General features: G+C 40.0%; 11 protein-coding genes. 3 read left to right on the forward strand and 8 right to left on the reverse strand.

Annotation, left to right across the window (positions count from 1 at the left end):
* Window positions 1–99 precede the first annotated feature (99 nt).
* From crtR to DACSA_RS07335, 3 genes are all read right to left on the reverse strand, one after another.
* Entirely contained in the window at window positions 100–972 is an 873-nt protein-coding gene (gene crtR, locus DACSA_RS07325) for a beta-carotene hydroxylase (RefSeq protein ID WP_015229140.1), read from the reverse strand.
* Between the two features lie 96 nt (window positions 973–1,068).
* Window positions 1,069–1,887, reverse strand: coding sequence for an alpha/beta fold hydrolase (locus DACSA_RS07330; RefSeq protein ID WP_015229141.1), 819 nt, complete (start codon window positions 1,885–1,887; stop codon window positions 1,069–1,071).
* 12 nt (window positions 1,888–1,899) lie between these two features.
* Window positions 1,900–2,619 (reverse strand): lysophospholipid acyltransferase family protein, encoded by a 720-nt coding sequence (locus DACSA_RS07335; protein WP_015229142.1) that lies wholly within the window; start codon window positions 2,617–2,619, stop codon window positions 1,900–1,902.
* Window positions 2,620–3,004: 385 nt separating this feature from the next.
* Here DACSA_RS07335 and metG point away from each other — a divergent pair, with 385 nt between their 5' ends.
* From metG to lptC, 3 genes are all read left to right on the forward strand, one after another.
* Entirely contained in the window at window positions 3,005–4,603 is a 1,599-nt protein-coding gene (gene metG, locus DACSA_RS07340; protein WP_015229143.1) for a methionine--tRNA ligase, read from the forward strand.
* 105 nt (window positions 4,604–4,708) lie between these two features.
* Window positions 4,709–5,329 (forward strand): LabA-like NYN domain-containing protein, encoded by a 621-nt coding sequence (locus tag DACSA_RS07345; protein WP_015229144.1) that lies wholly within the window; start codon window positions 4,709–4,711, stop codon window positions 5,327–5,329.
* Between the two features lie 34 nt (window positions 5,330–5,363).
* Complete coding sequence (gene lptC / locus DACSA_RS07350; protein ID WP_015229145.1) at window positions 5,364–6,503, forward strand: LPS export ABC transporter periplasmic protein LptC; 1,140 nt, start codon at window positions 5,364–5,366, stop codon at window positions 6,501–6,503.
* Between the two features lie 1,578 nt (window positions 6,504–8,081).
* On the opposite strand, the gene DACSA_RS20420 is transcribed toward lptC, so the two are convergent.
* The 5 genes from DACSA_RS20420 to rsmA form a co-directional block, all read right to left on the reverse strand.
* Window positions 8,082–8,240: a hypothetical protein gene (locus DACSA_RS20420; protein WP_156800693.1), complete on the reverse strand. Its 159-nt coding sequence runs from the start codon at window positions 8,238–8,240 to the stop codon at window positions 8,082–8,084.
* Window positions 8,241–8,759: 519 nt separating this feature from the next.
* Window positions 8,760–8,918 carry a hypothetical protein gene (locus DACSA_RS20425; protein ID WP_156800695.1) on the reverse strand — a complete coding sequence of 53 codons (159 nt, stop codon included), beginning with the start codon at window positions 8,916–8,918 and terminating at the stop codon, window positions 8,760–8,762.
* 519 nt (window positions 8,919–9,437) lie between these two features.
* Window positions 9,438–9,596, reverse strand: a complete 159-nt coding sequence (locus DACSA_RS20430; RefSeq protein ID WP_156800697.1) for a hypothetical protein — start codon at window positions 9,594–9,596, stop codon at window positions 9,438–9,440.
* 477 nt (window positions 9,597–10,073) lie between these two features.
* Window positions 10,074–11,021, reverse strand: a complete 948-nt coding sequence (gene ispE / locus DACSA_RS07355; RefSeq protein ID WP_015229146.1) for a 4-(cytidine 5'-diphospho)-2-C-methyl-D-erythritol kinase — start codon at window positions 11,019–11,021, stop codon at window positions 10,074–10,076.
* Window positions 10,984–11,829 (reverse strand): 16S rRNA (adenine(1518)-N(6)/adenine(1519)-N(6))-dimethyltransferase RsmA, encoded by an 846-nt coding sequence (rsmA, locus tag DACSA_RS07360; RefSeq protein WP_015229147.1) that lies wholly within the window; start codon window positions 11,827–11,829, stop codon window positions 10,984–10,986. Before rsmA ends, ispE begins: the two co-directional genes overlap by 38 nt.
* Between the last annotated feature and the right edge of the window lie 3 nt (window positions 11,830–11,832).

Below are 11,832 nucleotides of genomic sequence, written 5' to 3' on the forward strand. Positions count from 1 at the left end.
TGTTTTTGCCCCCCAATCCTCACCTTCGCTCCGGCCCAAGTTTGGGGGGCTTCCATGAGTAAACTTTTTACAAATGAAATAGGACTGCTATACTAGGTATTAGTGAAAACGAATCCCTAAAAAGATATCGTAAATAAAGCCAAAGAAATCTTTTTTTCCTGCCAATAATCCTAACGATTGATAACAGTCTTTTTTGTCTAATAAAGGTTTCATTTGGTAGTAAGCTGGCTGATATTTATACCAAGGAATCGAGGGCCAAAGATGATGGACTAAATGATAATTTTGCCCACAGATTAACCAGTTCAGAATTTTACTGGGATAAACCCTCGCATTTTTCCATCGATCGCGCTCTTGAAACGGACGGTGAGGGAGATAATCAAAAAACAATCCTAATGTCCAACCGACCACTAAAGCTGGAGAAAACCAGTAATTTACCAAATAATCAAAAAAGCCATACTGAAAAGAATAATAAACAATTAACCCCACAATTAACCGACTAAAAAACCATTCTAAAAGCTCATAGTTTTTCCATAATTTGCGCTTAAAAAAGAACACTTCATGGTAAAAAAAGCGTGCTGGAATAAAAAATAGTGGCCCCCCCGTCGAAACAAAATGATCGGGGTCATTTTTCGGATCATTAACATGAGCATGATGTTGTAAATGAACGCGCGTAAACACGGGAAACACAAATCCTAACATCAAAGCCGTCCCATGTCCTAAAATCGTATTAATCACACGATTACGATGTCCAGCGCGGTGTGACGCATCATGGATTACTGTTCCAGCGAAGTGTAAACAAAGAACATTGATGACGAAGCATAGCCAACCCTCCCAATGCCACAGCCAGTAACCACAATGAGATAAAATAAACATTCCCCATGCCACAAGGAACATCCAGACATTCACATTCCAACCGCCATCGGGATCAATGTAATCCTTCGGCACTCTTAAGGATTGTTGGGTTTGCACCATATTTTCTTTTTCTCCTTCTAAACGTTGCTAAATTAAATATTATTTTTTTAGTAATCTAATGCTTCTATTTTCTCATAATTGATCCGATTTAAAGCCTCAACTGGTGGCACTAAAAAGATGTTCACGAGCGCGATTTTCTAGAAAGTTGGCAGCCTGGAGAATCTCACATAAACGATTTTCGCTTTCTAACAAACAAGTATGACCACTGTCGGGTAAGGTAATAATCTGAGCATTGGGGAAATAACTGGCTAAATACTCCGCTTCTTTCACCGAAGGTAAAATGCGATCGGACTCCGCAGCCAATAGCAACACAGGAACAGAAATAGCTTGTAATCGATCAGGATCAACTGAGAACTGTTCCAACAGAGATAAACGCCAACGAACGGTTTGCGGCGGAACTGATTTCATGGCATTTAACAAGGCGCGACGGTCTTTAGTATCTATGCGTCCCATCGCTGCCAGAAAGGGCAAAATTAGCACCGTAGAGGAGCGATAAATCGGTTCTGGCATCCAACCCGTTCCCACAGCCCCCCAAGCCAAATAAGGACGTTCTCGAAAGGAGGAAGCAGGGTTTACTAGAATCACCCGATTAAACAACTCAGGCGCTTTTTCTAAAACTTTTAATCCTAAACAACCGCCGAAGGATTCTCCACACAAATAAGTAGTTTTTTCAGACTTGTTTTCTTGTTCTTCTTTGACTAACTCAATGACTGCAGTAGCGAGTTCATCCCATCCCCGAAAGTCATTTTGAGGAATGGCAAGGGAACGAATATCAAAACATTGATCTAAAGTGTCGGTTTGGGTGTGAATCAGTTCTCCTGTGCCATCCATTCCTGGTAAAAATACAAATAGGGGATAGTTGGGATGAACCGATTTCGGCTTTAAAAAATGAGGTTGTGTCTGTTGTTTATCCATAAGTTTTTCTGATTAATATCCAGTTTTTAATAAGGTTTGAATTTCCTCCTGACAATAATCAGTCAATTCTAAAATTCCTTTTTTGGTTTGTTTCCCTCGATATTGTTTTTGAATTTTCGGCGTAACCCAGTAAGGACGACCGATTAAAAGATTTGCTCTTTCATAGATTACCATTGGATGTAAAGTCCATTGATCAAATAAGTTTTCTGAAGGATCGAACCAGTGTAAAAATTTAAGGGGAATTGTCGAGGTTACTTGTTCTTGTTCAGAGAGAATTGCGACTGGTAAAACGGCTAAATTAGGAATCTGGGAACGTAAAAGCAAATGAGCGAATCCAGGTTGAAAGGGTTTAATTTCCCTAGGTGTTGTTAAATTCACCATTGGCTGCGCTCCTTCTGGGAATACGGCTAACCAATCATTCGCGTTTAGAAATTTCTTTCCTTGTCGGACAAAACTTGTTCCGCGTTTGGATTCATTGGCTAGGGGAAAACAGCCAAGAAATGTCACCACTTCCCGCAATAAAGGGACTTCTCCCATGTAGTGGTGACAAGCAGTGCGTAAGGGGTGTTTTAATCCCACCATCAACATCATCGGGTCCATAAAGCTCCGATGATTGCTCACAACGACTACTGCTGCGTCTTGGGGAATACGGTTTTCAAAATAAATAAAAACTTTCGTTCCCAGAGCTTGTAGGAAACCCTGAGAGAGATTGAGCGGTCGATTAGAAACCATGACCTTCCTTAAACCAGCGACCCTAAATTAATAAATCTTAACATTTCTTCTCAATTTTAACCGATGGTTTCATCATTTTCACAAGTTTTGACATTAATATCGTCTTAAGTATCTCTTAAGAACGGATCAAATTGGTTGATTTTTCGTTATAATTTAACGTGATTTGATTTTGATTTTTAACTTCAATAAAATACGATAAGAAACAGTTATGAACACTATAAGTGGGATCAATTATAAAACTCAAGGAATAAGAATTGAAGAATGATTGAATGAGAAGTGAATCCAAACGCGGGTTTGAGGCGTGTTCTTAGTAGCTTCAAAAATAACTTTTGAAGTGTTTAGAATTAATTGAAAAATAGATAAAAAAAAACAACCTTAAATATTTATGGAAAATCAGAAGAAAACCTTTGCAATTACAACACCACTTTATTACGTGAATGATGTTCCTCACATCGGAAGTGCTTATACAACAATGGCTGCAGATGCGATCGCCCGTTTTAAGCGCTTAGAAGGAAATGCAGTTTTATTGATTACAGGAACAGATGAACATGGACAAAAAATCCAACGCACTGCTGAAGAAAAAGGGATTTCTCCTCAAAGTCAATGCGATAAAGTTGCGGCGAGTTTTGACAGTTTGTGGCAGAAATTAAACATCCAATACGATCGATTTAGTCGGACTACAGCCGCGCGACATGAAGCAATTGTCAAGGAATTTTTTCAGCGCGTTTGGGATAATGGCGATATTTATCTGGCTCAAAAACAGGGATGGTATTGTGTTTCCTGCGAAGAATTTAAAGAAAAAAGAGACTTGGTAAACGACGGATATTGTCCCATTCACACTAATAAAAAAGCAGAGTGGCGAGACGAAGAAAATTATTTTTTCTGTCTTTCTAAATACCAAACTCAGTTAGAAATTCTGTATGAAACTCAAGAAGACTTTATTCAACCCCGTAGTCGTCGCAATGAAGTCTTAAACTTTGTTCAGCAAGGGTTACAAGATTTTTCTATTTCTCGGGTCAATCTCGATTGGGGAATCCCTGTGCCAACTGATCCCAAACATACAATTTACGTTTGGTTTGATGCGCTTTTAGGCTATGTTACCGCCCTTCTTGACCCAGAAGACGAACCCACCCTAGAAAAGGCTCTCGCTCGTTGGTGGCCGATCGATCTCCATTTGATTGGGAAAGATATCTTGCGTTTCCATGCGGTGTATTGGCCCGCGATGTTGTTGTCAGCAGGAATTTCTACGCCGAAGAAAGTATTTGGACATGGATTTTTGACCAAAGATGGGCAGAAAATGGGAAAAAGTATGGGAAATACCTTAGACCCAGTGGCGTTGCTCGATCGATATGGCGCGGACGCAGTGCGATATTATTTCCTGCGAGAAATTGAGTTAGGACAAGATGGAGATTTCAACGAAAATCGATTTGTTGATGTTCTTAATTCTGATCTCGCCAATGATTTGGGAAACCTCTTAAATCGGACTTTGAAAATGGCAAATAAATACTGCAATAATCAGAGTCCCAACCTAAAGGGAGAACAAATTCCAGCAGAGAATCCCTTGAAAGAAATTGGAATGGAACTGAGCGATCGAGTCACCGTTGCTTATAACAAACTCAACTTCAGTGAAGCCTGTAAAGAAATCATCCATCTGGTGACGAATAGTAATAAATACATTGACCAGCAAGCGCCTTGGAGTTTGTATAAACAAGGGAAACAAGCGGAAGTAGAGGAAGTTCTCTACAGTATTTTAGAATCTATCCGTTTAAGCGCTTATCTTCTCTCTCCAATTACCCCCGACCTCAGTAGCCAAATTTATCAGCAACTGGGCTTTAAAATCGACTTTAACCAGCCGTCGTCTTTTGAACCAAATATTAATTTTGATGTCCATAAATCTTGGGGAAGTTTACCCCCTCTACAACCTTTAGGAGAAGCGAAACCCGTGTTTTTACGGTTAGAACTTCCTGAAGAAAGCCCATTATAGACTTACATTTTCCCTGAGTTTTGGGTAAGGTAGGAGTAGATTACTTTTTTATATACTCACCTTTTTCATAAACTTGCTTAATACAATCAAAATGAGGATAAAAAAATGTTGGAAAACTTTGATCACGATCCCGTATTTACACCGAAACAGATTTTAGAGAATCGTGGTCGGGTTGCAATTTTTATTGATGGTTCTAATTTGTTTTACGCAGCCCTACAATTGGGCATAGAAATAGATTACACCAAATTATTGTCTTGCCTGACCTCTGGTTCTCGCTTGCTACGTTCTTTTTTCTATACTGGCGTTGATAGCACCAATGAGAAACAACAAGGATTTTTACTTTGGATGCGTCGCAATGGCTACCGAGTCATTTCTAAAGATTTAGTTCAACTTCCTGATGGTTCTAAAAAAGCCAATTTAGACGTAGAAATTGCTGTTGATATGATGGCTTTGGTTGGTGCTTATGACACAGCAATTTTAGTCAGTGGTGATGGCGATTTAGCTTATGCTGTTGATGCGGTGAGTTATCGCGGTGCGAGAGTGGAAGTTGTCAGCTTACGTTCAATGACCAGCGATAGCTTGATTAATGTTGCCGATCGTTATATCGACTTAGATCAAATTCAAGGTGAAATTCAAAAGCCTTCCAAAGCGAATAGCAATGCTTCGACTCATCATCCCTATCGACCCCTACCCACTTTAATTTTTGATGAAGAATCTTCACAATAAGAAAGGTTTAGTTACCCCGATTTGCCCTTTGTTTATGTCACAGAAGACAGCAACTTGGGCGTTAATTGGGGTACTTTTTTTATCTCTGTCTGCTTGTAATAATAATCAGTCGTCTCCCAATTCTCAGTCGGAAAGTAATCCTGAAGAAGAGGTGATCGAAGAAAGATTAATTTTAGAAAATGCAACCCTTAACCAAGTGAATTCCGATGGGGAAACTCTGTGGAAACTTGAGGTGAAAAAAGTTGTTTATCGTCAAAATAAGGAAAAGGCTGAGTTAGAAGCAGTTAAGGGGGAGTTGTATCAAGATGGAAACATTTTTTTGCAGATAGAAGCGAATCAAGGGGAAATTATTGATAACGGGAAACAAATCAATTTACAAGGGGAAGTAGTCGCCACTGATCCCCGTAATGGTGCGGTACTGAAATCAGAAAAGTTGGAATGGTCTCCTGAAGATCAGTTATTAGTTATTCCTCAACCTTTAACGGGAAGTAACCCTCGGTTTAATGTTTCTGCTGATCAGGGCAAATATCATACAGATCAAGAAGAGTTAGAGCTAATTGGAAATGTGGAAGGTGTTTCTAATGAGTCGCCTTTGCGCTTAAAAGGAAAACAGTTAAATTGGTTGATTCCTGAAGATGTTGTTCAGACTAATCAATCCCTACAGGTCGATCGATATGATTCGGAAACGGAAACAATTACAGATCAAGTAACGGCAAATTCTGGAAAAGTAAACTTAGACCAAAAAATGGTTTTCCTTAAAGATAATGTGGAATTTAAGTCCAGTGATCCTCCGTTACAAGCGGCGAGTAATGCCATTACTTGGGATATGGAAAAGAAACTCCTTCGCAGTGAGAAACCAATCAAAGTGGTTCAAAATGAGGATAAGATTACTCTCACTGGAAACCAAGGACAAATTGATTTAGAAACAGAAATTGCTCGGTTTCAGGGAGGAGTTAAAGGGGTTAGTGAGTCTAACCAAGCGGTACTTTTTGCGAACCGTTTACAGTGGAATCTTCCCACTCAAGAAATGACAGCAAAAGGAGATGTGATTTATCAACAAACTAATCCATCTCTGACGAGTAAGGGAGAGGAAGCAACTGGGATTTTACAAAACAAAAATATCGTTGTGAAGGGGAGTAAACAAGAAAGAGTCACGACAGAGATTGTTCCTTAAATTGTAAAAAAGTAATACCATTTTGGAAAAGTCAAGTTACCTTAAAGCCCCCCAACCCCCCAAGTTTGGGGGGCTTAAGTTGTCGATACTGTAGCGCCAATTCTCCAAAATGGTATAAGGTAAAAAAAGTGGTCTTTCGTTTCAATTTGCTTTCGACTTACTCCCTGCATTAAGCCTCTCTTTGATGAGGAAAACTAAACCAAAATCAGACTTGTATCAGAGTTAGTTATGAAACGCGATCGAAGCTAGGAACGAATTACTGGGATTAGAGAGGAATTATCTTGACTCAGTACCCTGCCAAAAATTAAGATGATGAAGGATGGTGGTCATCTCCTGCTTAAAAACCAAATTGTCTTCTGAAACCACAGACTTTCGTTCCAATTGTCTGCAACTTCCGATTTTTCTTCCTCACTGATGAAACTAATTTGAATTTTCCCTTCTTCTCAGTCTCTTGACAAAGTTCCAGATATCTGAAACTCCCATCAGACAAAGCATTGAACGTCAAACCCTTCTGTTATCGGTGATGAGGAAAACTAAACCAAAATCAGACTTGTATCAGAGTTAGTTATAAGAAGCGATCAAAGCTAGGAACGAATTACTGGGATTAGAGAGGAATTATCTTGACTCAGTACCCTGCCAAAAATTAAGATGATGAAGGATGGTGGTTATCTCCTGCTTAAAAACCAAATTGTCTTCTGAAACCACAGACTTTCGTTCCAATTGTCTGCAACTTCCGATTTCTCTCCCTCACTGATGAAACTAATTTGAATTTCCCCTTCTTCTCAGTCTCTTGACAAAGTTCCAGATATCTGAAACTCCCATCAGACAAAGCATTGAACGTCAAAACCTTCCTGTCTTGGTGATGAGGAAAACTAAACCAAAATCAGACTTGTATCAGAGTTAGTTATCAAACGCGATCGAAGCTAGGAACGAATTACTGGGATTAGAGAGGAATTATCTTGACTCAGTACCACGCCAAAAATTAAGATGATGGAGGATGGTGGTCATCTCCTTCTTAAAAACCAAATTGTCTCCTGAAACCACAGACTTTCGTTCCAATTGTCTGCAACTTCCGATTTCTCTCCCTCACTGATGAAACTAATTTGAATTTCCCCTTCTTCTCAGTCTCTTGACAAAGTTCCAGATATCTGAAACTCCCATCAGACAAAGCATTGAACGTCAAAACCTTCCTGTCTTGGTGATGAGGAAAACTAAACCAAAATCAGACTTGTATCAGAGTTAGTTATCAAACGCGATCGAAGCTAGGAACGAATTACTGGGATTAGAGAGGAATTATCTTGACTCAGTACCCTGCCAAAAATTAAGATGATGAAAAATGGTGGTCATCTCCTGCTTAAAAACCGAATTGTCTCCTGAAACCACAGACTTTCGTTCCAATTGTCTGCAACTTCCGATTTTTCTTCCTCACTGATGAAACTAATTTGAATTTTCCCTTCTTCTCAGTCTCTTGACAAAGTTCCAGATATCTGAAACTCCCATCAGACAAAGCATTGAAGGGAAAACTCTTCTGTTATCGGTGATGAGGAAAACTAAACGGAAATCAGACTTGTATCAGAGTTAGTTATAAGAAGCGATCGAAGCTGAGAACGAATTACTGGGATTAGAGAGGAATTGTCTTGACTCAGTACCACGCCAAAAATTAAGATGATGAAGGATGGTGGTCATCTCCTGCTTAAAAAGCGAATTGTCTCCTGAAACCACAGACTTTCGTTCCAATTGTCTGCAACTTCCGATTTTTCTTCCTCACTGATGAAACTAATTTGAATTTTCCCTTCTTCTCAGTCTCTTGACAAAGTTCCAGATATCTGAAACTCCCATCAGACAAAGCATTGAAGGTCAAACCCTTCTGTTATCGGTGATGAGGAAAACTAAACCGAAATCAGACTTGTATCAGAGTTAGTTATGAAACGCGATCGAAGCTAGGAACGAATTACTGGGATTAGAGAGGAATTCTCTTGACTCAGTACCCTGCCAAAAATTAAGATGATGAAGGATGGTGGTCATCTCCTGCTTAAAAACCGAATTGTCTCCTGAAACCACAGACTTTCGTTCCAGTTGTCTCTCGGTTCGGATTTTTCTCCCTCACTGATGAAACTAATTTGAATTTCCCCTTATTTTCAGTCTCTTGACAAAGTTCCAGATATCTGAAACTCCCATCAGACAAAGCATTGAAGGGAAAACTCTTCTGTTATCGGTGATGAGGAAAACTAAACGGAAATCAGACTTGTATCAGAGTTAGTTATAAGAAGCGATCGAAGCTGAGAACGAATTACTGGGATTAGAGAGGAATTGTCTTGACTCAGTACCACGCCAAAAATTAAGATGATGAAGGATGGTGGTCATCTCCTGCTTAAAAACCGAATTGTCTCCTGAAACGACAGACTTTCGTTCCAATTGTCTCTCGGTTCGGATTTTTCTTGAGCATCGATCAAACTAATTTGAATTTTCCCTTCTTCTCAGTCTCTTGACAAAGTTCCAGATATCTGAAACTCCCACCCAAACGAGCATTGAAGGTCAAACCCTTTTGTTGTCAGTGATGAGGAAAACTAAACCGAAATCAAACTTGTATCAGAGTTAGTTATGAAACGCGATCGAAGCTAGGAACGAATTACTGGGATTAGAGAGGAATTCTCTTGACTCAGTACCCTGCCAAAAATTAAGATGATGAAGGATGGTGGTCATCTCCTGCTTAAAAACCGAATTGTCTCCTGAAACCACAGACTTTCGTTCCAGTTGTCTCTCGGTTCGGATTTTTCTCCCTCACTGATGAAACTAATTTGAATTTCCCCTTATTTTTAGTCTCTTGACAAAGTTCCAGATATCTGAAACTCCCATCAGACAAAGCATTGAAGGGAAAACTCTTCTGTTATCGGTGATGAGGAAAACTAAACGGAAATCAGACTTGTATCAGAGTTAGTTATAAGAAGCGATCGAAGCTGAGAACGAATTACTGGGATTAGAGAGGAATTGTCTTGACTCAGTACCACGCCAAAAATTAAGATGATGAAGGATGGTGGTCATCTCCTGCTTAAAAACCGAATTGTCTTCTGAAACCACAGACTTTCGTTCCAATTGTCTGCAACTTCCGATTTCTTCTCCTCACTGATGAAACTAATTTGAATTTTCCCTTCTTCTCAGTCTCTTGACAAAGTTCCAGATATCTGAAACTCCCACCCCAACTAGCATTGAACGTCAAAACCTTCCTGTCTTGGTGATGAGGAAAACTAAACCGAAATCAAACTTGTATCAGAGTTAGTTATGAAACGCGATCGAAGCTGAGAACGAATTACTGGGATTAGAGAGGAATTATCTTGACTCAGTACCACGCCAAAAATTAAGATGATGGAGGATGGTGGTCATCTCCTGCTTAAAAACCGAATTGTCTCCTGAAACCACAGACTTTCGTTCCAATTGTCTGCAACTTCCGATTTCTTCTCCTCACTGATGAAACTAATTTGAATTTTCCCTTCTTCTCAGTCTCTTGACAAAGTTCTAGATATCTGCATCTTCTTCCCAATCAATTGAGTATTGATTGGGCAAAACAATGCTTTAAGACTTAACTTGTATTCCGCGATTGGTTAATTCTGTCGTCCAGAATTCTACAGTAGAATCATTAATTTTCGATCGAACATTTTCGATGATATCTTGGGCTTTAGCAGTGGCAGAACAAAGAGCAAAAACCGTCGGACCACTTCCCGACATCATCGCACCCAAGACCTCTTTTTCTTCCTGAAATGCAGACTTCAACGCCTCTACTTTCGGATATTCTGGGAAAACAACCTTCTCTAAATCATTGTATAAAAGTTGTCCAATTTTAAGATAATCCTGTTGGGAAATCGCACTAACTAAATCAGCAGAATGAGCTTGTTTTTTCCCCACTTCGATCGTTTCTGGTTTTTGGTAATAACTCTCTCCAAACCGTTGGCGATAGGACTGATAAGCCCAAGCAGTAGAAACAAATAAATTACGATGTTTCGCAAGGATAACCGTTGCTTGATCCAAACCCTGTAAAGGACTCAATTCCTCTCCCCGTCCCAATGCTAAAGCTGTTCCTCCTTCCAAACAAAACGGAATATCCGATCCCAGTTGACTGGCTAAGGTTTGTAATTCGGGTTGAGTCAGTCCTAGCTTCCACAGTAAATTAATTCCCACTAACACCGCCGCCGCATCTGTTGAACCCCCCGCTAACCCTGCCGCCACAGGAATCTTCTTATCAATGGTGATTTCTAATCCTCCATATTGCGCGTAGGCTTGGGAATACTCGCGACACATCAACTGCGCGGCTTTATAGGCGATGTTATCGGGTCCGAGAGGAACATCGGGATGTTCACAGTGGAGATGGATGGCTTGGGTACTTCCCGCATAGAGATCAATGCGATCTTCTAAGCCAATTCCTTGTAAAATCATCACCAGTTCGTGATATCCGTCAGCCCGATCGCCAATGATTTCGAGGTGGAGATTAATTTTCGCGGGTGCAGTCAGTGAGTAATGTTGCATTGATCTGTAAATCTAATTGATTGCAAAGCCTCACCCAGTTTGACACACTGATGTCTTCAGCACGGACTAGGGGACTTATTTCTAATTGTTCCAGAATCGGTTGCAATTGTTGCGGTGAAATCATGCTTTTTAAATTATTGCGTAACATTTTACGGCGGTTGGCAAAGCCGAGTTTAATCAGTTGTTCTAGAAATTGTGGAGAATTGGCAGGGAGAGGGAAAGGACGAGGAGTCAGGGAGATAATTGCAGAATCAACTTTTGGTGCGGGAGAAAAGGCTTTTGCAGGGACGATCGAGATGAATTCACAAGCGGCTAGGTACTGACTGCGAACTGATAACCCGCCAAAGGTTTTTGATCCAGAATTAGCACAAATTCTGTCGGCAATTTCTTTTTGCACCAATAAGACGATTTTCTCATATTTTTGTTCAGGATGCGCGATCGACCCTAACAATTTTTCTAAAATTGGTGCTGTGATATTGTAGGGAATATTTGCCACAACTTTCCTCGGTGTTGGAGAAACGAGAGAAGCCAAATCTAACTTTAAAAAGTCGCCTTCAAGGAGAAGTAAATGTTCTTCGGTTTGAAACTTTTGTTTCAGCTTTTTAATCAAATCGCGATCAATCTCCACTGCGACTACTGTTGACGCACTCAATAATAATCTTCGGGTTAAAATTCCAGTTCCAGCACCGATTTCTAAAACCGCGTCTTCACTGTTTAAGGCTGCGGTTTCGATAATCTGATCTAAGGCTTTTTCGCTTTTTAGCCAATGTTGAGCAAATTGTTTTCTTGGTTTCACATTTCTAGTCATTCG

It is taken from the genome of Dactylococcopsis salina PCC 8305 (genome assembly GCF_000317615.1).
GTDB lineage: Bacteria > Cyanobacteriota > Cyanobacteriia > Cyanobacteriales > Rubidibacteraceae > Halothece > Halothece salina.

Coding starts and splice junctions, on each gene's coding strand:
- lptC (WP_015229145.1), top strand. CDS start 5,364: ATGTCACAGAAGACAGCAACTTGGGCGTTAATTGGGGTACTTTTTTTA.
- DACSA_RS07345 (WP_015229144.1), top strand. CDS start 4,709: ATGTTGGAAAACTTTGATCACGATCCCGTATTTACACCGAAACAGATT.
- ispE (WP_015229146.1), bottom strand. CDS start 11,021: ATGCAACATTACTCACTGACTGCACCCGCGAAAATTAATCTCCACCTC.
- metG (WP_015229143.1), top strand. CDS start 3,005: ATGGAAAATCAGAAGAAAACCTTTGCAATTACAACACCACTTTATTAC.
- rsmA (WP_015229147.1), bottom strand. CDS start 11,829: ATGACTAGAAATGTGAAACCAAGAAAACAATTTGCTCAACATTGGCTA.
- crtR (WP_015229140.1), bottom strand. CDS start 972: ATGGTGCAAACCCAACAATCCTTAAGAGTGCCGAAGGATTACATTGAT.
- DACSA_RS07335 (WP_015229142.1), bottom strand. CDS start 2,619: ATGGTTTCTAATCGACCGCTCAATCTCTCTCAGGGTTTCCTACAAGCT.
- DACSA_RS07330 (WP_015229141.1), bottom strand. CDS start 1,887: ATGGATAAACAACAGACACAACCTCATTTTTTAAAGCCGAAATCGGTT.